Origin of the sequence: Paraburkholderia sp. Tr-20389 (assembly GCF_017104565.1) — a bacterium.
Taxonomy (GTDB): Bacteria; Pseudomonadota; Gammaproteobacteria; order Burkholderiales; family Burkholderiaceae; genus Paraburkholderia.
The window spans coordinates 17,619-40,912 of the sequence record NZ_JAAGPD010000026.1; the positions used below are offsets into that span (position 1 = coordinate 17,619).

Below are 23,294 nucleotides of genomic sequence, written 5' to 3' on the forward strand. Positions count from 1 at the left end.
CTTACCGGCTTCGTAAAAGACTTTCAAGGAATTTGCTGAGATGAGCAGCGGGCCGTGAGGCCCGCTCGTAGAACAGCCGTCACTCGGCCTTCGCGTCACGACGCAGCAACGCGCTGACGGCATCGCGCGGTGCGACGCCGTTGAACAGCACGTCGCAAACGGCTTGGGTGATCGGCATTTCGATGGCATGCGATTGCGCGATCGACAGCACGCTGCGCGCACAGCGCACACCCTCTGCGACATGCCCGAGGGCATTGAGAATATCGTCGAGCGAACGGCCGCTCGCGAGCTGCATGCCGACCGTGCGGTTGCGCGACAGGTCGCCCGTCGCGGTCAGGATCAGATCGCCTAGACCCGTGAGCCCCGTGAACGTTTCCGCCCGCCCACCGAGCGCCGCGCCGAGACGCGACATTTCCGCGAGACCGCGCGTGATCAGTGCCGCACGCGCATTCAGACCAAGGCCGAGACCGTCGGCGATACCCGTGGCGATGGCCAGCACGTTCTTCACCGCGCCGCCCACTTCCACGCCGACGACGTCGTCGCCGCTATAGATGCGCATCGCGCCGTGATGGAACGCCGCCACCGTGCGCTCGCGGCACGCCGCGGACGCGCTCGCCACCGTCAGCGCCACGGGCAGCCCCTGCCCCACTTCGCGCGCGAAGCTCGGTCCCGACAACGGACCGTTGCTGCCGTGGCCGCTCAGCTCCTGCGCGACGACCTGATGCGGCATCAGTTGCGAATCTGCTTCGAAGCCCTTGCACAGCCACACGATATGCGCCGGCACCTTGCCCATGTCGCGCATCGTGCGCAGCATCGCGCGCAAACCCGCGACGGGCGTCGCGACGACGCACAGCGCAGCGTCGTCGAGCGCGTGATCCAGTGCGAGTTCGAGATCCGCTTCGAAACGAAGCGTGGACGGCAACGCAACGCCCGCCAGATAGCGGGCGTTTTCGTGCGATGTGGAGAGTTCGGCGATGAGCGCGGCATCGCGCGCCCAGAGCACCGTGTCGTGCCGCGCGGCCAGATGGCCGGCGAGTGCGGTGCCCCATGCACCGGCGCCGAGAACGGCGACCTTCATACCCGGCACCGCCTGCACGCGTCAGTGGTGGGCTGCGCTGCCCGCGCCCGTTTCCTGCGTGGCGATCTGCGCGAGACGTTGCTCGTACAGCGCCTGGAAGTTGATTTCCGCGAGGTGGATGGGCGGGAAGCCTGCGCGCGTGATCGCGTCGGCGATGTTCGAACGCAGATACGGGAACAGGATGGTCGGGCACGCAATGCCGACGAGCGGATCGATCTGCTCAGCGGGAATGTTGCGGATGTCGAAAATGCCAGCCTGCTTGGCTTCGATCAGGAACGCGACCTTGTCGCTGACCTTGGCCGTCACGGTGCCCGTGACGAGAATTTCGAACACGGTGTCCGCGAGGCGCTCTGCCTTCACGTCGACCTCGACTTCGACCGACGGCATTTCCTGCTCGAGGAAAATAGCCGGCGAATTCGGCTGTTCGAGCGACATGTCCTTCAGGTAGATGCGCTGGATGTTGAAGAACGGCTGGTTGTTCTCGTCGGACATGGTTCTCTACTCCCTAAATTTCGTTGCGGCGGACGGGTGCCGCCAGATCTCGTGGTGTTGCGGGCCGCCCGAAGGACGGCTTCCAGCCTGCCGGTGCGAACGACGCAAGCGCGTTGCCCGGCCTTCATTTTTTGGCTGCCGCGCGCTGCGACGACGGATCGACGCGGCGCGCAAGCGATGCTTCGCTCCGACGTCAGGCGACGGCTTCGAGCAGCGGCGCCAGACCGCCCGCGCGATCGAGCGCGGACAGATCGTCATAGCCGCCGACGTGCGTCTCGCCGATGTACACCTGCGGCACCGTGCGACGGCCCGTGCGCGTCATCATTTCCTGACGGCGCGCCGGATCCTTGTCGATCAGCACCTTTTCGATGTGCTCGACGCCGCGCGACTTTAGTAGACGTTCGGCCATCTGGCAATACGGGCACACCTGCGTGCTGTACATGATCACTCTGTTCACTTCGCAACTCCTTGTTTGACGACGGGCATGCCCGCCTGCTGCCAGGCGTTGACGCCGCCTTCCAGCACGTGCACTTCCGCATAGCCTGCGTCGCGCACAATACGTGCCGCCTTGTTCGACTGCTGGCCGTTCTGGCAAACGAGCAGCACCGGGTTGCTCTTATTTTTCACGAGTTGGCCGACTTTCGCTTGCAACTCGCCAAACTCGACCTGACGGGCAGAAGGCAGGTGCCCGGCGGCGTATTCCGCCGCGGGACGCAGGTCGACGACGACAGCGTTACGCCGGTTGATCAGCTGCGTGGCGGCAGCCGCGGACAGACCGCCGCGTCCGCGCCGGGAAATCGTCGGCCACAGGAGCAACGCCCCGGAGATGAGGGCAATCGCGATCAGTACAAGGTTGGTGTAATCGGTGAAAAACTTCACGGAAGATCCGCCGGAAAAAAGGAAAGAAACGGGATAAATCGGAAAGGGCAATCCGACCATTATAAAATAACCGTCTGACGCGATGGCGACCGCCAGCCGAAGGCTGCGGTGCCGCCCCGATTACGGCTTCCTCACTACCGACCGGCAACGACATGTACAAACTCGTTCTCATCCGCCACGGCGAATCGACGTGGAACAAGGAAAACCGCTTCACCGGCTGGGTCGACGTCGATCTCACCGAACAGGGCAACCTCGAAGCACAGCAGGCAGGCACGCTGCTCAAGGATTCGGGCTACACGTTCGACATCGCGTACACCTCGGTGCTCAAACGCGCGATCCGCACGCTGTGGCACGTGCAGGACAAGATGGATCTGATGTATCTGCCCGTGGTGCACTCGTGGCGTCTCAACGAGCGCCACTACGGCGCGCTGTCGGGGCTGAACAAGGCCGAGACGGCCGCGAAGTTCGGCGACGAACAGGTGCTGGTCTGGCGCCGCAGCTACGATACGCCGCCGCCCGCGCTGGAAGCGACCGACCCGCGCACGTCGTACGACGACCCGCGCTACGCGAAGGTGCCGCGCGAAGAGCTGCCGCTGACGGAATGCCTGAAGGACACCGTCGCGCGCGTGATGCCCATCTGGAACGAATCGATCGCTCCCGCGATCAAGTCGGGCCGCAAGGTGCTGATCGCCGCGCACGGCAATTCGATCCGCGCGCTGGTCAAGTATCTGGACAACATTTCCGACAGCGACATCGTCGGCCTGAACATCCCGAACGGCGTGCCGCTCGTGTATGAACTGGACGAGAATCTGAAGCCGATCACGCACTACTACCTCGGCGACCAGGAAGCGATCGCGAAGGCGCAGGCGGCCGTCGCGAAGCAGGGCAAGGCAGGCTGATCAGCGCGCCTCACCAATCATGACCGCGACCCGCGGCGATGCTGCTGCGGGTCGCGGCATGTGCGCTTCACGCGTCCGGCGCATCTGCCTGACGTCGCTGCCATGTAGGCGCCATGTTCGCGCCATCGTGCATGGGTAGCGCGATGACACGACCTGTCCCCGCCATGCGTGCAACGCTGCAGTCCATACCGATGCACACGCAACGGTATCGGCGGCTCAGCCCGCATTTCACTCGTTTCACGCCCTTTGTAGCGGCACTTTTGGCGCTGCGGGCGTCCGCCAGCGCACATTCGTCGTGCGAGACGCCAGCGATCCTTAGAACCTCGCCGCGCGACCACTGTCGAAACCCGATCACCCACACGTACAGGCCGTGCAGGCGTCACGTTATACTTGTCCGTCCTTTATCCTTTGACGCTGCCACGCGCTTCCGACCGCAACATACTCTATGCGAAAGAACCTGAAAAATATCGGCCTTATCGCCGCGGGCCTGGCTACCGGCGTTTTTGCCACCTTGCAACTGAGCGCCTCGGCCCAGCAACCCGCGTCCGCGCCCCTGCCGCTCGACCAGTTGCGGCTCTTCGCCGAAGTCTTCGGGCAGATCAAACATGAGTATGTCGAGCCGGTCGACGACAAGAAGCTGCTGACGGCCGCGATCAAGGGCATGGTGTCGAGCCTCGACCCGCACTCGTCGTATCTCGACAAGACCGACTACGAAGAACTGCAGGAACAGACCAAGGGCCGCTTCGCGGGCCTCGGCATTGAAATCTCGCAGGAAGACGGCCTCATCAAGGTCATCTCGCCGATCGAAGACACGCCCGCGTTCCGCGCCGGCATCCGTCCGGGCGACCTGATCACCCGCATCAACGACAAGCCCGTGCGCGGCATGACGCTCGACAAAGCCGTCAAGCAGATGCGCGGCGAGCCGGGCACGAAGGTCACGCTCACCATCTTCCGCAAGACCGACGACCGCACGTTCCCGCTCACGGTCACGCGCGCGATCATCAAGGTTCAGAGCGTGAAGTCGAAGATTCTCGCGCCGGGCTACGCGTATGTCCGTATCACGAGCTTCCAGGAACGCACGGTGCCCGACCTCACGGCCAAGCTGCAGGACATCGCGCGCCAGCAGCCGAACCTGAAGGGCCTGGTCCTCGACCTGCGCAACAACGGCGGCGGCCTGCTGCAAAGCGCCGTCGGCGTCGCGGGCGCGTTCCTGCCGCCGGATTCCGTCGTCGTGTCGACGAACGGCCAGATTCCGGATTCGAAGCAGGTCTATCGCGACACCTACGACAACTATCGCCTGCCCTCCTTCGACGGCGATCCGCTGAAGGGCCTGCCCGCCATCTTCAAGACCGTGCCGATGATCGTGCTGACCAACGCCTACTCGGCGTCGGCATCGGAAATCGTCGCGGGCGCGCTGCAGGATCAACACCGTGCGCTGATCGTCGGCAAGACGACGTTCGGCAAGGGCTCGGTGCAGACGGTTCGTCCGATGACGGCGGATTCCGCGCTCCGTCTGACCACCGCGTACTACTACACGCCGAGCGGCCGGTCTATCCAGAACAAGGGCATTCGCCCCGACGTCGCGGTCGATCAATACGCAGACGGCGATCCCGACGACGCACTCGTCACGCGCGAAGTCGACTACTCGAATCACCTTGCCAACACGCAAGACCCGAACGAGAAGAAGGAACAGGAACAGCGCGAACAGGAGCGCATGGATCAGCTGCGTCAGCTCGAAGAGCAGAACGACAAGAAGACGCCGGAACAGCGCGCGAAGGACCGCGACCGCAAGCCGGTCGAGTTCGGTTCCGCCGACGACTTCATGCTGCAACAAGGCCTGAACAAGCTCGAAGGCAAGCCGGTCGCCGAGTCGAAGTCGCTGATGGAACGGCGTCTCGCGCAAAGCAAGCCGGCGCAATCGGCTTCGGCGCCTGTCGCCGTGAAGCCCGCGCTGCCGGCAACGCCGACGGCATCGAGCCCGGCCGCGCCCGCTTCGGCTACGCAGCCTGCGTCGCAGCCGGCTACGCCTGCCAAGTAAGTCTCTGACGTAACCCGTGTCTTCGCCGCGCATCGCTCTACAGCGCCGCGAAGACACTTTCCCTCGCGCGATTAAAATAACCACAAGCTCGCGCCGCTTCCCGCTTCAGCGCGACACTCACGACACACGCCGCGCCCCGCCATGAACGACGATCAACTCCTGCGTTACTCCCGTCACATCCTCGTCGACGAACTCGGCATCGAGGCTCAGCAACGCTTTCTCGATGCGCATGCGCTCGTCGTCGGCGCGGGCGGCCTCGGCTCGCCGGCTGCGATGTATCTGGCGGCGGCAGGTGTCGGCAGGCTGACGCTGGTCGACGCCGATACCGTCGATCTCACCAATCTGCAGCGGCAGATCCTGCATGTGACGAAGTCGGTCGGCCGGCTGAAGGTCGAATCGGGACGCGACACGATCGCGCAACTGAACCCGGATGTCGTCGTGAACGCGGTGGCTGAACGTGTCGACGATGCATGGCTCGATCGCACCGTGCCGCAAGTCACCGTCGTGCTCGACTGCACGGACAACTTCGCGACGCGTCACGCGATCAACCGCGCGTGCGTGAAGCATGGCGTGCCGCTCGTGTCAGGCGCGGCGCTGCGCTTCGACGGCCAGATCAGCACGTTCGACTTCCGCAACGACGCTTCGCCATGCTATGCGTGCGTGTTTCCGGAAGATCAGCCGTTCGAGGAAGTGGCGTGCTCGACGATGGGCGTATTCGCGCCGACAGTCGGCATCATCGGTGCGATGCAGGCGGCGGAAGCGCTGCGCGTGATCGCAGGCATCGGCGAGCCGCTGGTGGGCCGCCTGATGATGCTCGATTCGCTGAGGATGGAGTGGAACACGATGCGCATCGCGCGCCAGCCGGATTGCCCGGTGTGCGGCGAGCGGCATCGTTCATAAGTCACAGTTGGCCGAAGGCGCTCCGCGCGCCCTTCGGCATGACGTCAGGCCTGCGCGACACGCTCCAGCGCCGACTGCACCTCTTCCGGTTCGAACGCGGCCAGCACGTCGGCAACCGGCTTCTCCAGCGCCTTCAGTTGCGCACGCAGCACCTCCTGCTTCACGAGCAGCAACTGGCTCGGATGCATCGAGAACTCCGTCAGTCCCATCCCGAGCAACAGACGCGTGAGTGCCGGATCGCCCGCCATTTCGCCGCAGATCGACACCGGTACGCCCGCGCGCTTCGCCTCGCGCAACGTGAACGCGATCAGATGCAGCACGGCAGGATGCAGCGGGTCGTATAGATGCGCCACCGCGTTGTCGGCACGATCGATCGCGAGTGTGTACTGGATCAGGTCGTTGGTGCCGATCGACAGGAAATCGAGCCGCTTCAGGAACAGCGGCAACGCGATCGCCGCCGCCGGAATCTCGATCATCGCGCCCACGCGCACATTCGGGTCGTATGCAAGGCCCGCGTCGTCGAGCTGGCGCTTGGCTTCCTGGATCAGGTCGAGTGTCTGATCGATCTCGCGCGCGTGCGCGAGCATCGGAATCAGGATCTTCACCGAACCGAACGCCGACGCACGCAGAATCGCGCGCAACTGCGTGAGGAACATATGCGGCTCGGACAGGCTCCAGCGGATCGCGCGCAGACCGAGCGCCGGATTCGGCGCGGTCTCGAACTCGTCGCCGATCGATTCGAGCGGCTTGTCCGCGCCGACGTCGATCGTGCGGATCGTCACGGGCATGCCGTTCATCAGCTCGACGGCGCGGCGGTACGCGGCGAACTGCTCTTCCTCCTCCGGCATCCGGTCCTTGGTGTTCATGAACAGGAACTCAGTGCGGAACAGACCGATGCCCGTCGCGCCCGCGTCGAGCGCGGCCTGCGCGTCTTCCGGCAATTCGATGTTCGCGCACAGTTCGATGCGCGTGCCGCACACCGTCTGCGTCGGCGAGAACTTCAGGCGTTGCAGCTTGCGCGCTTCCAGCGCCTTTTCGCTCTGCCGGTACGAATACTCCTCGAGCACGATGGGCGCGGGATCGACGATCACGATGCCATGATCGCCGTCGACGATGATCAGATCGTCCTGCCGGATCAGTGCGCTTGCGTGCTGCACGCCGACCGTCGCGGGAATACCGAGACTGCGCGCGACGATCGCCGTATGCGACGTGCGGCCGCCCAGATCCGTGACGAAGCCCTGGAAGGTCTGCGTCTTGAACTGCATCATGTCGGCGGGCGCGATGTCGTGCGCGACGACGATCATTTCGTCGCAGCGACCATGAATGCCGTTGACGAGCGCACCCGTCGCGCCTGCGAGCGCCTTCAGCACGCGCTCGACCACCTGTTCGATGTCAGCCTTGCGCTCGCGCAGATACTCGTCTTCCACTTCGTCGAAATGGCGCGTGAGGCGTTCGAGCTGTTCGGTCAGCGCCCACTCGACGTTGTAGCGACGCGTGCGGATGAGGTCGATGGTTTCCTGAACGAGCATCGCGTCGTTCAGGATCATGGAATGCACGTCGATGAACGCGCCCATTTCGGAGGGCGCGTCAGCGGCGAGATCGGCGCGGAGTTCGGCGAGTTCCTGATGCACGACTGCCTGCGCCGCGCGAAAACGCTCCACCTCGCTCTCGATCTGCGAGGGCTCGATCAGATAGTGGTCGACGTCCAGTGCAGCCGGGGCGATCAGATATGCCCGCCCGATGGCGATACCGCGTGACACGGGAATTCCATGCAGCGTGAACGACACGCGCACCTCCTCTAGTTGTGTGATGCCGCGGCAAACCGCTGCAGTGCTCTCAGACCCCGACGGTCATTATAAATTCCGTCCCGTATAACCGTGCTGTGCAGCGCAGCATAACCGTCCGCCGAAATCCGCGTCCCGATGCGCGAATCCGACGAGCCAAAAGAAAACGCCGCGACATCGCGCGGCGTCTTCCATTCAAACGAATGCGTCGGCGGATTTTTTATTGTCCCTCGCCGAATTTGTCGGCGATCAGTTGAAGCAGCGCGTCCATCGCTTCTTTTTCGTCGGCGCCTTCCGTCTCGATCACGACCGTGCTGCCGATGCCCGCCGCCAGCATCATCACACCCATGATGCTCTTCGCATTGATGCGCCTGCCATTGCGGCTCATCCAGATTTCCGCCTGAAAGTTGGCGGCCAGTTGCGTCAGCTTGGCCGACGCGCGTGCGTGCAGGCCCAGCTTGTTCACGATAGTCGTTTCCTGTTGCAGCATGTGTTGGTCCGATGCGCGGGTGTTGATGTTATCGAGGAGAAAGAATTCGTCGCGCGACGCTCAAACGTCGTTCCGGTTGCAGCTGGTTTCCGCGTCCGTCTTGCAGGGTTCGGCGAGCGCCTTGTCGGGCGGAAGTGCCGGAATGCAGTCGGCGGTACTCGTGACGCAAGCAGCGGGCGGCGGCGTCGCCGGACCGACTGCATGAATGCCTTTGGTCGCGCCCGCGAGTGCCTTGTCGACCAGCACGTCGAGCGGTGTGGCGCGATAGCACACGGCGCGCACCAGCATCGGCAGATTGACGCCCGCCAGCACGCGCACATCGGGAACCGTCGCGAGCCTGCCCGCGATGTTCGCAGGCGTGGCCCCGAACATGTCGGTCAGTACGAGCGCGCCGTTTTCTTCCTTCAGCCTGTCGATCTCCGCATGCGCAAACGCGACGACCTGAGCGGGATCGCAATCCGCCGATACGTCGATGACGCCGATGCGGGCGGGCAAGCCGCCGTAAATGTGAGCGACACACTCGCGTAGCGCGGTGGCAAAGGGAGCGTGCGCAATGATCAGAATGCCTGCCATGTCAGCCTTGCTGCAGAGAACCGCCCGAGAATCGCGGCCGGGTTTCCGTTGCGCCGCGCTTCAGGACCGAATGGACGGCCTGTCGCGGCGAACAGGAAAACAGGCCCATCGAACTCGCCTGCGACCGGGCCGCCAAGGGGCCGGATCATGTGAGCCTTCGCGGGCTGCTTTCAGGCGAGCGGGCATTGTATCAGCCTCATTTTCGCGCTTTCGGCCTTTTCACGCTTGGCTGGCCAATAGTGCGACTTCCATGGCAGAACATGGCGGCGCACCCGCGCCGCTTCAACCGACGGCTTTCTCTAGCGCATCGATGAGCATCGCCGCGACGTCGAAACCCGTTTGATCCATGATCTCGCGAAAGCACGTCGGGCTCGTGACGTTCACTTCCGTCAGCCAGTCGCCGATCGCGTCGAGCCCGACCAGCAGCAGCCCGCGCGCCTTCAGCACCGGCCCGAGCGCTTCGGCGATTTCGCGATCGCGCGCCGTCAGCGGCTGCGCGACGCCGAGGCCGCCCGCGGCGAGATTGCCGCGCACCTCGCTGCCCTGCGGAATCCGCGCGAGCGAATACGGCACCGGCTCGCCGCCGATCAGCAGAATGCGCTTGTCGCCCGCCTTGATTTCGGGGATGAACTTCTGCGCCATCACCGAACGTGCGCCGTCATGGCTCAGCATCTCGACGATCGAGCCGAGGTTCATGCCGTCCGCCTTCACGCGGAACACGCCCATGCCGCCCATACCGTCGAGCGGCTTCAGGATCACGTCGCCATGCTCGGCATGAAACGCACGCAGACGCGCGGGATCGCGCGTGACGAGCGTCGGTGCGACGAACTGCGGAAACTCGCCGATCGCCATCTTTTCCGAGTGATCGCGGATCGCCTGCGGCTTGTTGAAGATGCGCGCGCCCGCGCGCTCGGCCAGTTCGAGCAGCCACGTCGACGTCACATATTCCATGTCGAACGGCGGATCCTTGCGCATCAGCACGGCGCCGAATTGCGTCAGGCTACGCGCCTCCACAGGCTGCGCCTCGTACCAGACGTCGCGATGACCGTCCGCCTGATCGCCGACGATCTCGAAGCGGTATACGTCCGCCTCGACGCCGCTGCCCGTCCACGCCAGATGCTGCGGCTCGCACGCATACAGCGTGTGGCCGCGCTTCGCGGCCTCGGCCATCATCGCGTAGGTCGAGTCCTTGTAGATCTTGAAGCGGGAAAGCGGGTCGGCGATGAAGAGAATGTCCATGAAGTTCCTGAGGCGCCCTCGCGGGCCACACATTGTTTCGTTATAGCGTAAGGCAGATGCGCCGGAGCGGCATCCTTCCGCAATGCTGCGCAGTTCTTGCCACATTCGGCGCGGCGGGAGCGTCAGCCTAACGCGAAGTGCGCGCCGCTGCTCGCGGCGTGCCGACGCCTTTCGAACCGCGCGCGATCAGACCTGGATCGCTTCGGGATCGGTCCGCTCCAGTTCCACCGATGCCGCCAGCAGCCCGAGCCGCCCCACCACGCCGTACATGTAGAACCGGTTGGGCGGCGCGGCGCCCGGCTTCGCGTGCGCATCCGGCAGCGCGGTGTGCTCGAAGCCAAGCGGGACGAAATGCATGCCTGGCGCATTCAGGTTCTGGTCGCGTTCGCGGCTGCCGTGCACGCGATAGAACCCGCCCACCACGTACCGGTCGATCATGTACACGACGGGCTCGGCCACTTCCTCGCCGATCCGCTCGAACGTATAGACGCCTTCCTGCACGATCATGTCGTGCACTTCGAGCCCTTCCTTCGTGGTCGCCATTTTCGTGCGCTCACCCTTCGTGAGCGCGGCGACTTCCGACGCGTCGTGCACGGTCATCACGCCCATCCCGTACGTGCCCGCGTCCGACTTGATCACGACATACGGACGTTCCGAAATGCCGTACTCGCGGTATTTCTTCGCTATCTTCTTCAGCACGCCGTCGATCGCGTCGGCGAGCGCTTCCTCGCCCGTGCGCGCCTCGAAGTCGACGCCTTCGACATGCGCAAAGTACGGATTGATCATCCACGGGTCGATCTCGACCATCTTCGCGAATTTCTTCGCGACGTCGTCGTAGCAGGAGAAATGCGTCGACTTGCGGCGCACGGCCCAGCCGGCGTGCAGCGGCGGGAGCACGTATTGCTCGTGCAGATTTTCCAGCACGGACGGGATGCCGCCCGACAGATCGTTGTTCAGCAGGATCGAGCAAGGATCGAAATTCTTCAGCCCGATGCGGCGCGCCGAGCGCTCCAGCGGCTCCAGCACGATCTTCTGACCGTCCGACAGCGCGATCGTGACGGGCCCGACGATGTTTTCATCGAGCGTGCCGAAGCGGACGTTCAGACCCGCCTGACGCATGATGGTCGCGAGCCGCGCGACATTCTCCAGGTAGAACGCATTGCGCGTGTGACGCTCGGGAATCACGAGCAGGTTCTTCGCATCCGGGCAGATCTTTTCGATCGATGCCATCGCGGCCTGCACGGCCAGCGGCAGCGTTTCCTGCGGCAGGTTGTTGAACGCGCCGGGGAAGAGGTTCGTATCGACGGGCGCGAGCTTGAAACCGGCGTTACGCAGATCCACCGAGCAATAGAACGGCGGCGTGTGCTCCTGCCATTCGAGGCGGAACCAGCGTTCGATCGCAGGCGTGGCGTCGAGGATCTTCCGCTCGAGATCGAGCAGCGGGCCGTTTAACGCCGTAACTAAATGCGGAACCATTGATCACTCGCAGACTGGAGAAAAAAGATTGTAGAGCAATTGCTCTGCCCATTTGGGGACGCTTTCTCCATTCGCAAGTTGTAGGCGGATGCATTCTCCCTATAGGAACGATAGCCGGAAAATCTGCTGTTTGTGAGACAAGATTGCGGCATGCTGCGGCGAACGGCCGCAGCATGAAAAAAGCCCGCCATGAAGGCGGGCTAAAGTCGCTGCGCTAGTACCTTTCGATACCCCGTCGCCGGGGAAAATCTTGCGTTATTCGACGTGTTCGCCGTGCAGGATCACGTCCAGACCTTCGCGTTCTTCTTCTTCCGTCACGCGCAGGCCGATGGTCATGTCGATGAGCTTCAGCAGGATGAAGCTGATCACGCCGCTGTACACCAGCGTCGTGAGTACGCCCTTCGCCTGGAGCAGAACGCTGCCGTCGTAGCCGCCGATATCCTTGACCGCGAACACGCCCGTCAGGATTGCGCCGACGATACCGCCGATGCAGTGCACGCCGAACGCGTCGAGCGAGTCGTCGTAGCCCATCTTGTGCTTGAGCCACGTTGCCGACCAGAAGCACACCACGCCTGCGATCAGACCGATGGCGAGCGCGCCGCCCACGCCGACGAAGCCCGAAGCCGGCGTAATCGCGACCAGACCGGCCACTGCGCCCGAGGCGATACCGAGCACCGACGGCTTACCCTTCGCAATCCATTCAGCGAACATCCAGCCCAGTGCGGCGATGCCCGTCGCAACCTGCGTCGTCAGCATCGCGAAACCGGCACGGCCGTCAGCCGCGACTGCCGAACCCGCGTTGAAGCCGAACCAGCCCACCCACAGCATCGATGCGCCGATCATCGTCAGCACGAGGTTGTGCGGAGCCATCGAGTCCTTGCCGTAGCCCGTACGCTTGCCGAGCACGAGACAGCAAACCAGACCCGCGATACCGGCGTTGATGTGCACCACCGTGCCGCCCGCGAAGTCGAGGATGCCTGCCGTCGCCAGCCAGCCCGTCGGTTCCCAGACCATGTGCGCGATCGGCGAGTAGACGATGATCGACCACAGCGTCATGAAGATCAGCATTGCCGAGAACTTCATGCGGTCCGCGAACGCGCCCGTGATCAGTGCCGGCGTGATGATCGCGAAGGTCATCTGATAGACGAAGTAGACCGATTCCGGAATGGTCGGCGCGAGATGGCTGACCGTCAGCGTCGTCGCCTTGTCACCCTTGATGTACGCCATGCCGTGCAGCATCACGCGCGAGAAGCCGCCGAGGAACGAGCCGCCCGGCGTGAACGCGAGGCTGTAGCCGACCACCGTCCAGATCACCGTCACGAGACAGGTGATCGCGAAGCTCTGCATCACCGTGGCGAGCACGTTCTTCTTGCGGACCATGCCGGCGTAGAACAGTGCGAGACCGGGGATCGTCATGAACAGCACGAGCGCCGTGGAGGTCAGCATCCAGGCCGTGTCGCCCGAGCTGACCTTCGACGAATCGACCGAGAACGGCGCGGTCGGCGCAGCAGGTGCCGCGTCCGAAGCAGCTGCCGCTGCCGAGGCATCGGCCGGGGCGCTGGCTGCGGGTGCAGCGGAAGCGTCGGCGGCAGGTGCGCTCGCCGCAGGCGCTGCTGCTGCATCGGATGCAGCAGGCGCGCTCGCCGTCGTGTCCGGGGCGGAAGCCGCGGCAGGCGCCGACGCGTCGTCCGCGAGGGCAGCGCCGATGCCGACCGACAGCAGCGAGCCGGCCATCAGCAGGGACATCAATAATTTACGCATCTTCAGTTTCCTCTTGTCGCTGTTTTTTACAGTGCGTCCGCGCCGGTCTCGCCGGTACGAATACGAATCACCTGTTCAATCGGCGTGACGAAAATCTTCCCGTCGCCGATCTTGCCCGTACGTGCCGCGCGTTCAAGTGCTTCGATCGCCTGATCGACGATGTCGTCCGACACCGCGGCTTCGATCTTCACCTTCGGCAGAAAGTCGACGACGTACTCGGCTCCCCGATACAACTCCGTGTGGCCCTTCTGACGACCAAACCCTTTGACTTCCGTTACCGTGATCCCTGAGACGCCGATGGCCGACAGGGCTTCGCGCGCCTCATCGAGCTTGAACGGCTTGATGATTGCGGTAATGAGTTTCATGAAATCCTCGCTGTAGTGACTCAACCCGTTTGCGTGACTTGCATTCGCCTTGCGCCTTGCTTTCGGTTGCTCCCCGAACGACCCAGCAATGACGCGTCTCCAGGCGGCGTCCCGCCGGTGCGCGGGGCAGTAACAGCAACGTCCATGCCAATTTGATGGCAAACTCTCGCCGACGCTTGTGGCACAAGGGTTTGGCGCGTTTTCTTGTCCGCATGGCCAGTTGCGGCCGTGCACGCTGGCGCGCCATCGGGATCGTTGCTAGAGTGTTCGCAGGCTTGGACCACAGGCGTGCGCACCAAAGGCGCCCATGCTCGACCGGGCGTCCAGGCAACCTGCACCAGAAACGATCATTCGACGTTGCGAAGCACGCACGTAACGTTACATGCACATTTTTTGTGCAATAAGGGGATTGAAATGAAACAACCAAACGACGTCTTCAACGACTTTCAGGCACGGGTCTCCGATCTGTTCAAAAACTCGCCGGCGAAAGATGTCGAACGCAACGTGCGCGCAATGCTGTCGCAAGGCTTCTCGAAGCTCGATCTGGTGACGCGTGAAGAATTCGATACGCAGACGCAGGTGCTCGTGCGCACTCGCGCACGGCTCGAGGAACTGGAACGGCGTGTCGCCGAACTCGAGCAGAAGCTGCCCGTGAGCCAGTCCTCCTGAGCGCGCGTTTCTGATCTGCACATCACTGGCAAGCGGCCCGTGACGTCAACAGCGCTTTAAGGTGAACGCGCCCCGCGGGCGCGTCCGGACGGGAGAAAACATGTCGCTTGCCGTGGTGCGCAGTCGCGCGCCGGCCGCTGGCCGCGCGCCCGAAGTTACCGTCGAGGTTCATCTCGCCAACGGGCTTCCTTCTTTTTCCATCGTCGGCCTGCCCGATCTCGAAGTGCGCGAAAGCCGCGAGCGGGTGCGTGCTGCGCTCCTCAATTGCGGTCTCGACTTTCCTGTCCGCCGCATCACCGTCAATCTGGCGCCCGCCGATCTTCCGAAAGAATCCGGCCGTTTCGATCTGCCTATTGCGCTCGGCATTCTCGCCGCGAGCGGACAGATTCCCGTCGAATCGCTCGCGCACCGCGAATTTGCGGGAGAACTCTCACTGACTGGCGCGCTGCGTCCGATGCGCGGCGCGTTCGCGATGGCGTGCGGCACGGCGCGCGGTCATCTGTCGAATGCCGAAGTTGCCCTCGATCAATGGGAAGACGCAGGGAACTCGAACGCGCGTACGCCGGAACTCTATCTGCCGCTGCCCAGCGCGAAGGAAGCCGCGCTCGTGCCGGGCGTCGCCGTATATGGCGCAAGTGATCTACCGTCGCTGTGCGCGCACCTTGCTGGTGAAGTGGACGCGCGGCTGTACCCCGTCGCTGCCGCGACGCTCTCGAACGATGCCGCCGTCGCGCCGCCCGACATGGCCGACGTGATCGGCCAGCGCGGCGCGCGTCGCGCACTCGAAGTCGCCGCGGCAGGCGGCCACCACATGCTGATGATCGGCCCGCCGGGCGCGGGCAAGTCGATGCTCGCGGCGCGGCTGCCCGGCCTCCTGCCGTCGATGACCGACGATGAAGCGCTGACGTCGGCCGCGCTCCTCTCGGCGAGCGCGGTCGGCTTCACGCCTGCGCAGTGGCGGCAGCGGCCGTTTCGCGCACCGCATCACTCGTCGAGCGCGGCCGCGCTGGTCGGCGGGCGCAATCCGCCGCAGCCCGGCGAGATCACGCTCTCGCACCTCGGCGTGCTGTTCCTCGACGAACTCCCTGAATTCGACCGGCATGTGCTTGAAAACCTGCGCGAACCGCTGGAAAACGGCCGCATCACGATCTCGCGCGCCGCGCTTCAGGCCGACTTCCCGGCCGCCTGTCAACTGATCGCCGCGATGAATCCCTGTCCATGCGGCTGGCGCGGCGATCCCGGCGGCCGCTGCCGTTGCACGCCGGAAGTGGCGGCGCGTTATCTGCGCAAGCTGTCGGGGCCGCTGCTGGATCGCATCGACATCCAGATCGAGATTCCCGCGCTTTCGCCGGCGGAACTCTCGGCCCGGTCGACGGCGACGGGCGAACCGAGCGCGCCGATCGCGGTCCGGGTCGAAGCCGCGCGCGAACGCCAACTGCGGCGGCAAGGCAAAACGAACCGCGAACTCAGCGGCCGCGAAGTCGACGACGTGTGCCATCCCAACGACGAAGGCGAGCGTTTGCTGCGTGAAGCGGGCGAGCGCTTTGGCTGGTCAGCGCGTGCTTACTATCGCGTGTTGAAGGTGGCGCGAACCATCGCCGATCTGGCCGGCGACGCGATGCCGAACGCCGCCCAGGTGTCCGAGGCCGTTCAGTACCGACGTGCGTTCGGCAGTCAGTAAAACGTGCAAACGACAAAAAATGCATGTCAAGACTTGACTTATGCACATTTTCGAACCATCGACAGATTTTGATACAACTGAAAGCCCGTTGTGAGGCATCCCGCGAATACCATTGATTTTATTGGCTTTTTCAAAATGCCAAGATTCAGGGCAAACTGGCAAACGGCCCGTCCGATGGGCATTTGCGGCCTACCGCACAGAGTTACTAACAAAGTTATCCACAGATCCTGTGGGTAACAAAAAAAGTCCCGTGTAAACGCGGTATTAGCGTTCTTTTCTGCGAAGGAACTTTCAGTTGATCCGGCACTCTGAGGTCGCCCGTATGACCCCAAATCAGTAAAGTTTGAACGATGTGAAGAATTGCTCAACTTGTTCCGGAGGTGGTTCCTTGCTCGCGATTACCGCGGCCTGATACACATGGCGTCCCTTCGCGACCAGCCGCGCGTGCATCGTTCGCGTCTCCTGTTTCGGACCCGCTTTACCGCTGAACGTCATTTCCAGCCCTTCCACCTGACCGCCCGCCGCGAGAGGAATCGCCGTGACATGCGCGTTGGGCGCCGAACCCAGGTTGTGCGCGAGGCCCGAGCGCAGGAAATCGAGCGCGGTGCGCTGCATCTGCGGATCGTCGCTCGGCAGCATTACCGTGCCGACGGCGAACACCGCGTCGCCGGCCTCGGCAATCTGCATCGACATGTTCATCGGCGTGCCGCCGATGTCGATCTGGCGCTGATCGGTGGTCGGTTTAGCGGGCAGGTCGATGGTGTACCCGTTGTCGTTGTTCATGATCGTGCGCCAGTCGTAGGTCGGCGAGCACGCAGCCAGCAACCAGCCGGCGGACAGCACGGCGAAAAAGGTCACCATCAGCGCACGAGACGAAGCGTAGAAAGAAGCGAACAGGCGAAGAGCGGAACGGAGCATGACGCGGCAAAAGGTGAATGACATGACGGAAAGCATCATTATCGGCCGTTATTCGCGCCTTAACTGCGTCGCCAGCCACGTCACAGGATTGCCGGTACAATATGAGATGAAATCCTGGGCGCCCGGTCGCGCTGCTGTTCTTGCAGCGTTCGAGCGCCTCACGACGTGTGCTACACGCGTTTCCCCGAGGTCCCGTTCATGAGCCAAACCAACGTTTCCCGGCGTTCGAGCCCGATTCGCTACATCGCTGCCGCCGTCGTCGCCGGTGCGATCGCCGTCGCGGGCTACTTCGCGTTCGGCAGCCAGCAGCACGTGCCCGATGCGACGTTCACGCTTCTGTCCGGCCAAAAAGTGTCGACGGCCAATCTGAAGGGCAAGGTCTATCTGGTCAACTTCTGGGCGACGAGCTGCGATACCTGCATGAAGGAAATGCCGCAGATGATCGACACGTATAACCGCTTCAAAGGCAGGGGCCTTGAGTTCGTCGCCGTCGCGATGAAGTACGACGCGCCCATGTATGTGACGAACTACACCGAGACGCGCCGCCTGCCGTTCAAGGTCGCGATGGACGACGGGTCTGCCGCGAAGCAGTTCGGCAACGTGCAGCTCACACCAACCACATTTGTCATCGGTCGAGACGGCAAGATTTTGAAACGATATGTCGGCGAGCCGAGTTTCCAGGAACTCGACGCGCTGCTCGACAAGGAACTCGGTTCGGCCTGAGCCTGAGCACACATTCCGTCAGCAGGTTCCAGCGACGAAGCCCGCTCAAAGCGGGCTTTTTTCGTTGTACTCGCCCTGCGCCTTGATTGCGGCAGCACGCGGTCACGCATGGCGTTAACACCTCACCACTCCAATTCTTCCTCGCCTCGCTCCGACACCGCGCGTATCGATATCCTGACGCGCCCCAATGCCATTTGATGTGCGATCCCCGTATGACCGGTCGCCTGCACCGCGATGCTTAAATCGTCCGGTGCGTGCACTTCGTTGTGCACACATCGATCAGTCAGTTCACATCGCGAATCGCTCACATCAATAAGGCGGGAATCTCATGAGAATCAATGGCTATCGCAACACGTATGCGCGCGATGGTGCGCCGGATCAAATGCCGCCCTCGCTGGCGCACGCGACGCAACCGCATGTACGCGGGTATTCGCCGGCCCAGCATGTGGTCCCATATGCGCAACAGCAACCGCCTGCGCGAAATGTCAATGTCTCGCCGTACGGTACCGGCGATGCGCGTCATACCTGCAATGCCGACGGCAGATCGACAGGAAACGCCCTCCGGCCGCGACGGCCTCAGGAACCCGGCGCGATAAACCGTCCCTGGAATTCGATCGGCGACGAGATGGGCAATCACGTCCGCGACCGCTGGGAAGGGAGCGGGATGCACGTCCGCGATTCATGGAACGACCGGAACGGCGCGCGCGCTCACGAGACGTGGGACAGGGACGGAGTGCACGCGCGTGCTGCCTGGAACGAACGAACCGGCCAGCACCAACGCGACGTATGGGCCTCGGACGGCACACATGTGCGCGACGCGTGGGATGAACTGGGCAACCATCAGCAGGAGGTGTGGAACGCGCAAGGCCAATATCTGCGCAAGGCATGGCAGGAACTGACCGCTCGCTTGCAGGACATGTTCAAGCGCGAGCACGGCGGCGAGGCCGGCCCGTCAGGCAATCGCGGCAAGCACGTCTGGTCCGCGCCCGGCTCGCCCGTCGACGGTCACACCCGGCCGGGAACCGAACGAGGCGACGCATATTTTCATCACCCGGACGCGGGCAATCGACGCGCCGGCCCTCCCAAAGTGACAACGCCTGCATCGCGACCCGTCGGTGACAGTCGATATGGACGCGGCGCCGGCACGATCGCTCCCGGAAGCGGCGACGGTGGCGGTGGAGGTTGCGGCGGATCGGCAGGTCCAACGGGCGGCGCAGGCAATGCCGGCCCTACGCGGAATGCCGGCCCCTCCGGTGATGCGCCGGGCCCCGCCCCGACCACGAATGGCGATGCGTCCCAGTTTTCACAGGCGCAGCAGGACCGCCTGAATGGCGCAATTCAGAATCTGATACACATCATTGATCGCGCGCTCGAAAGGCTGGACAAGTACGGCGCGAACGACCCTGAACTCAAGCAATGGTTCGGCGAGAACGCCGACCCCGAGCAGATCAGGCAGACACTGACGAAGATGCGCGATACGCTCAAGTCCGGAAACTATAAGCTCGTGCTCGATCCGCCGACGGGTGACAAATGGGAAATGGCACATGTGTTTCCCGATGACGCAAGCCATACGATCCATATCAGGCCCCATATGTTCGACCCGGTATACGGCAAATACACACCGGAGATCACGCTTGCGCACGAGTTGAGCCATTTCAACGACATCGGCGGGACACGCGACCTGGCATATGGCGACGGGAACGCCAGGACACTTGCGCAAACCAACAGCGCGAACGCCATGCACAACGCCGAGAACTACGGCATGTTCATCCGGCAAGTGACGCAGGCGTAGCGTGATCGGTATGCCATCGCGCTTCGCTACCATCCGGCATTGCAGAACGCCGGAATCGTCGCGACCGGCTGGCCCGGTCGCCCCTCAAGTCGCGCTAGCGCTCGCCCTCTGCGCGCACCGCCAATCCATAGCGTTTGATTTTTTCATAGAGCGTCGCCTTGCCTAACTGCAGCCGGTCCGCAGCCACCGCCACCGCGCCGCCCGCCTGCTCCAGCGCCTCGGCGATCACCGCCCGCTCGAACTGTTCGACGCGTTCCTTCAGCGGTTGCATGGGTGACGTCAACGCATCGTCGGCGGTGGCCGTCGCCGTGTCGTCGCCGACGCCCAGCACGAAGCGATCCGCCGCATTGCGCAGTTCGCGCACGTTGCCGGGCCACTCGCGCTGCATCAGATTCGTGCGCTGCCGGTCGGTGAGAATGGGCGCGGGACGCTGATAGCGCACGGCCGCATCCAGCAGGAAATGCTCGAACAACGGCACGATGTCCTCGCGCCGCTCGGACAACGGCGGCAGCGCGATCGTCACCACATTGAGCCGGTACAACAGATCGCGCCGGAACGTGCCCGCCGCGACATGATCGGTCATGTCGCCCTTCGCCGCCGCGACGATACGGCAATCGACGCGGATAGGCTGATTCGACCCGAGCCGTTCCAGCACGCCGTCCTGCAGCACGCGCAGCAGCTTCACCTGTAGCGCGAGCGGCATGCTTTCGATCTCGTCGAGAAACAGCGTGCCGCCCGACGCATGCTCCAGCTTGCCGATGCGCCGCTTCGCCGCGCCGGTGAACGCGCCCGTTTCATGGCCGAACATCTCCGACTCGAACATCGGTTCCGGCAGCGCGCCGCAGTTCACGGCGAGAAACGGCTTGTCGCGGCGCGGAGAGAGCTCATGCAGACTGCGTGCAATCAGTTCCTTGCCCGCGCCCGTATCGCCGTTGATCAGCACGGATGCATCCGTCGGCGCGACGTTCGCAATCAGCTTGCGCACCTGCTCGATGGCGAGACTGCGTCCGATGATGCGCGGCGCCAGCGTGCCCTGTCCTGCGAGTTCGCGCCGCAGCGCGAGGTTTTCGAGCACCAGTGTGCGGCGTTCGAGCGCGCGGCGCACGGTTTCGATCAGCCGCTCTGAAGCGAACGGCTTTTCGATGAAGTCATATGCGCCATCGCGCATCGCCTGCACAGCCATGGAAATATCGCCGTGGCCCGTGACGAGAATCACGGGCACATCGGGTGCGCGCTCGCGACACTGCGCGAGCAGATCGAGGCCGCTCGCGCCCGGCAAACGGATGTCACTGACGATCACGCCCGAAAACTCCGCGTGGATCAGCTTCGCCGCCGATTCCACCGACGCATGCCCGACCACTTCGAATCCCGCGAGTTGCAGGCTTTGCACGCTCGCGCGCCGCACGAGTTCGTCGTCTTCGATATAGAGGACCTGCAAGCCCTTGTTCACCATGTCGTGTACCGCCCTGATTACGTCCTGAATCAGGACCCCGTCGTCACGGAGTCCGCAATATCCGTTGCCTGTGCACGCGCGCGCCGCAGCGTCAGCACGAACTCGGCGCCGCCTTGCGCGTTGTTGCGTGCCGCAAGCGAGCCGCCGCAGTCGCGCGCGATCGACGAGCAGATCGCGAGGCCGAGCCCCAAGCCCTGGCCCATTTCCTTCGTCGTGAAGAAGGGCTCGAAAAGGCGCGGCAATACGTCGTCGGGGATGCCGGGGCCGTTGTCGCTTACGGTAATCGTGAGCACATCCGGCGACGTTTGGACGCCGATCGCGATGCGCGGCGATGGCGTTGACGCGACTGCGTCGAGCGCATTGCCTAGCAGATTGATCAGCACCTGTTCGAGCCGCAAGTCGTCGCAATGCGCGACGAGCTTCGGATCGTCGACGTCGAGGTTGAAGCGAACAGGCACCGCGCCTTCATTGCTCAACGATACATCGACCGTCACGTCCTGCAAGCGTTTCTGCAACAGCGTCAGCACGTTGCGCAATGCGCGCGCCACGCCCGCGCGTGCATTGCGCGGCCGCGCACGTCCGACGAACAGCTTCAGCTGGTTCGTGATCTTGCCCATGCGCTCCGTGAGCGCGGCGATCGCTTCGAGATTTTCCTTCGCCGATTCATGATCGCCGCGTTCGAGAAACACGCGCGTGTTGTCGGAGAATCCGCGCAGCGCGGCAAGCGGCTGGTTCAGCTCATGCGTGATGCCCGCCGCCATCTGTCCGAGCGCGGCGAGCTTGCTCGCCTGGATCAGCTCGTCGTGCGCATCGCGCAGTTCTTGTTCGGCGCGCGTGCGCTCGCTGACTTCTTTCTTCAACTGCTCGTTGGCCTGAGACAGATCGGCGGTACGTTCAGCCACACGCTGGTTCAGTTCGGCGTACGCCTTCTGCAACAGCGCACGGCTGCGCATCACTTCGCGTACGCGAGCGCGGCGCATGCGCCAGTAGAACAGCAACAGACACAGCGACACATAGCCGAAGCCCGTTACGATCGTCGCATAGCGTGCGTCGGCGTTGACGGGATCGACGGGCGCCATTGTGATGAGGCGCCAGTCCGGTTCGCCGAGCGTGCGCTGCGACGCGAGAAACCGCGGCGCCGCATAGTTCCCGGCGCGCCCGCCGCCGATGCGCACGATCTGCGCGCCGCCTTCGAGCGTGCGCACGACCGACATCGGCAGCGGCGCGATCGGCTGACGCGCGTATTGACGCGTGTCGTAGATCGACGCGATCACGTCGCTCGTGAGCGGCTTGACCGTGTGGTACTTCCACGCGGGCACCGAGGAAAGAAAAATCACGCCGTGATCGTCGGTGACGATCATCGGCTCGGACGCATCGGCGCCCTGAAACCATTCGAGATTCAGCTTCACGACGGCCACGCCGACGATCTTGCCGTCGCGGCGCACCGGCTGCGAAATGTAGTAGCCCGGATCGAGCGAGGTCGTGCCGATGCCGAAGAAGCGTCCCACCTTGCCCTTGACCGCTTCGACGAAATACGGCCGGAACAGATACTCCTGGCCGATGAAGCTGTCGGGCTGATCCCAGTTGCTCGCCGCCACGCAGCGGCCCGACGCCGTGACGAGGTACGCGACGTTTGCGCGGGCGCGGCGGTTCAGGTCGGTGAGATATTGATTGGCGCGGGTGACGTTGTCCGCGTCCGGATTCACGAGAACATCTTGTACGAGGGGATGTTCACCGAGCAGATAAGGCAGCGACTCATAGCGTTCGAGCGTGCTCTTGAGCGTGGATGTGGTGCGGTCCGCGCGCACTGCAGCGTTGCGCCGCAGCGTATCGATGCCATGCTGCCACGTGATGGTCCACGTGAGTCCGCAGGCCGCCACGAGCCCGGCGACCAGTGCGAACAGGATCAGCAGGCGGCGCGTCACGATGGCAGGATTCGTTCGATGAGGATCGCCTATTGTGGCATATCGCTCGTCGTCGAATCCTTCGGGGCCATCGTGCGCTCCGTCCGTTTCACCGGACGCCGCCGCCGCAGCTTTCGTAGCGTGCGGCGCCGCGCCATGTTGCCGCGCCGCCGCCTTCAT

The 23,294-nt window shown here is 63.7% G+C and carries 21 protein-coding genes; 7 read left to right on the forward strand and 14 right to left on the reverse strand.

All coding sequences use genetic code 11. The features are described from left to right. Positions 1–79 precede the first annotated feature (79 nt). The 4 genes from G3N95_RS22590 to G3N95_RS22605 all read right to left on the reverse strand — a co-directional run bounded on the left by G3N95_RS22590 (position 80) and on the right by G3N95_RS22605 (position 2,449). The gene (locus G3N95_RS22590) at positions 80–1,078 is read right to left on the reverse strand and encodes an NAD(P)H-dependent glycerol-3-phosphate dehydrogenase (RefSeq protein WP_205972295.1); all 999 of its coding nucleotides are present in this window, start codon (positions 1,076–1,078) and stop codon (positions 80–82) included. A 21-nt stretch (positions 1,079–1,099) separates the two neighbouring features. Then, positions 1,100–1,570, reverse strand: coding sequence for a protein-export chaperone SecB (secB, locus tag G3N95_RS22595; RefSeq protein WP_007577679.1), 471 nt, complete (start codon positions 1,568–1,570; stop codon positions 1,100–1,102). A gap of 193 nt (positions 1,571–1,763) precedes the next feature. Further along, positions 1,764–2,027 (reverse strand): glutaredoxin 3, encoded by a 264-nt coding sequence (grxC, locus tag G3N95_RS22600; RefSeq protein WP_205972296.1) that lies wholly within the window; start codon positions 2,025–2,027, stop codon positions 1,764–1,766. Next, positions 2,024–2,449 carry a rhodanese-like domain-containing protein gene (locus tag G3N95_RS22605; protein ID WP_205972297.1) on the reverse strand — a complete coding sequence of 142 codons (426 nt, stop codon included), beginning with the start codon at positions 2,447–2,449 and terminating at the stop codon, positions 2,024–2,026. Before G3N95_RS22605 ends, grxC begins: the two co-directional genes overlap by 4 nt. Before the next feature lie 152 nt (positions 2,450–2,601). On the opposite strand from G3N95_RS22605, the gene gpmA reads away from it, so the two are divergent. From gpmA to moeB, 3 genes are all read left to right on the forward strand, one after another. Then, positions 2,602–3,348, forward strand: a complete 747-nt coding sequence (gene gpmA, locus G3N95_RS22610; protein ID WP_205972298.1) for a 2,3-diphosphoglycerate-dependent phosphoglycerate mutase — start codon at positions 2,602–2,604, stop codon at positions 3,346–3,348. A gap of 445 nt (positions 3,349–3,793) precedes the next feature. Continuing rightward, positions 3,794–5,386, forward strand: coding sequence for a S41 family peptidase (locus G3N95_RS22615; RefSeq protein ID WP_205972299.1), 1,593 nt, complete (start codon positions 3,794–3,796; stop codon positions 5,384–5,386). Positions 5,387–5,527: 141 nt separating this feature from the next. Next, positions 5,528–6,286 carry a molybdopterin-synthase adenylyltransferase MoeB gene (gene moeB, locus G3N95_RS22620; protein WP_205972300.1) on the forward strand — a complete coding sequence of 253 codons (759 nt, stop codon included), beginning with the start codon at positions 5,528–5,530 and terminating at the stop codon, positions 6,284–6,286. A gap of 44 nt (positions 6,287–6,330) precedes the next feature. Here the strand turns inward: moeB and ptsP are convergent, their stop codons facing one another. From ptsP to G3N95_RS22655, 7 genes are all read right to left on the reverse strand, one after another. Continuing rightward, complete coding sequence (gene ptsP, locus G3N95_RS22625; RefSeq protein ID WP_205972301.1) at positions 6,331–8,073, reverse strand: phosphoenolpyruvate--protein phosphotransferase; 1,743 nt, start codon at positions 8,071–8,073, stop codon at positions 6,331–6,333. Between the two features lie 217 nt (positions 8,074–8,290). After that, positions 8,291–8,560, reverse strand: coding sequence for an HPr family phosphocarrier protein (locus tag G3N95_RS22630; RefSeq protein ID WP_012399682.1), 270 nt, complete (start codon positions 8,558–8,560; stop codon positions 8,291–8,293). A 60-nt stretch (positions 8,561–8,620) separates the two neighbouring features. Continuing rightward, entirely contained in the window at positions 8,621–9,133 is a 513-nt protein-coding gene (locus G3N95_RS22635) for a PTS sugar transporter subunit IIB (RefSeq protein WP_205972302.1), read from the reverse strand. A 282-nt stretch (positions 9,134–9,415) separates the two neighbouring features. Continuing rightward, positions 9,416–10,372: a glutathione synthase gene (gene gshB / locus G3N95_RS22640; protein WP_205972303.1), complete on the reverse strand. Its 957-nt coding sequence runs from the start codon at positions 10,370–10,372 to the stop codon at positions 9,416–9,418. 186 nt (positions 10,373–10,558) lie between these two features. Then, positions 10,559–11,848 (reverse strand): glutamate--cysteine ligase, encoded by a 1,290-nt coding sequence (gene gshA / locus G3N95_RS22645; protein WP_205972304.1) that lies wholly within the window; start codon positions 11,846–11,848, stop codon positions 10,559–10,561. Positions 11,849–12,103: 255 nt separating this feature from the next. After that, positions 12,104–13,609, reverse strand: coding sequence for an ammonium transporter (locus G3N95_RS22650; protein WP_205972305.1), 1,506 nt, complete (start codon positions 13,607–13,609; stop codon positions 12,104–12,106). A gap of 26 nt (positions 13,610–13,635) precedes the next feature. Then, the gene (locus G3N95_RS22655) at positions 13,636–13,974 is read right to left on the reverse strand and encodes a P-II family nitrogen regulator (RefSeq protein WP_006048089.1); all 339 of its coding nucleotides are present in this window, start codon (positions 13,972–13,974) and stop codon (positions 13,636–13,638) included. Positions 13,975–14,388: 414 nt separating this feature from the next. Here G3N95_RS22655 and G3N95_RS22660 point away from each other — a divergent pair, with 414 nt between their 5' ends. Beyond that, complete coding sequence (locus G3N95_RS22660; protein ID WP_012399677.1) at positions 14,389–14,643, forward strand: accessory factor UbiK family protein; 255 nt, start codon at positions 14,389–14,391, stop codon at positions 14,641–14,643. A gap of 100 nt (positions 14,644–14,743) precedes the next feature. Further along, entirely contained in the window at positions 14,744–16,324 is a 1,581-nt protein-coding gene (locus tag G3N95_RS22665; RefSeq protein WP_205972306.1) for a YifB family Mg chelatase-like AAA ATPase, read from the forward strand. Positions 16,325–16,657: 333 nt separating this feature from the next. Here the strand turns inward: G3N95_RS22665 and G3N95_RS22670 are convergent, their stop codons facing one another. Further along, positions 16,658–17,185, reverse strand: coding sequence for a hypothetical protein (locus tag G3N95_RS22670; RefSeq protein ID WP_241018830.1), 528 nt, complete (start codon positions 17,183–17,185; stop codon positions 16,658–16,660). A gap of 255 nt (positions 17,186–17,440) precedes the next feature. On the opposite strand from G3N95_RS22670, the gene G3N95_RS22675 reads away from it, so the two are divergent. Further along, on the forward strand, positions 17,441–17,965 hold the full coding sequence (locus tag G3N95_RS22675; protein ID WP_205972307.1) for a TlpA disulfide reductase family protein: 525 nt from the start codon (positions 17,441–17,443) through the stop codon (positions 17,963–17,965). A gap of 625 nt (positions 17,966–18,590) precedes the next feature. Beyond that, positions 18,591–19,757, forward strand: coding sequence for a M35 family metallo-endopeptidase (locus G3N95_RS22680; protein WP_205972308.1), 1,167 nt, complete (start codon positions 18,591–18,593; stop codon positions 19,755–19,757). A gap of 94 nt (positions 19,758–19,851) precedes the next feature. Here G3N95_RS22680 and G3N95_RS22685 read toward each other — a convergent pair whose 3' ends face one another. Both G3N95_RS22685 and G3N95_RS22690 read right to left on the reverse strand, forming a co-directional pair. Further along, on the reverse strand, positions 19,852–21,210 hold the full coding sequence (locus G3N95_RS22685; protein WP_205972309.1) for a sigma-54 dependent transcriptional regulator: 1,359 nt from the start codon (positions 21,208–21,210) through the stop codon (positions 19,852–19,854). Between the two features lie 29 nt (positions 21,211–21,239). Next, positions 21,240–23,294, reverse strand: coding sequence for a sensor histidine kinase (locus G3N95_RS22690; RefSeq protein WP_205972310.1), 2,055 nt, complete (start codon positions 23,292–23,294; stop codon positions 21,240–21,242).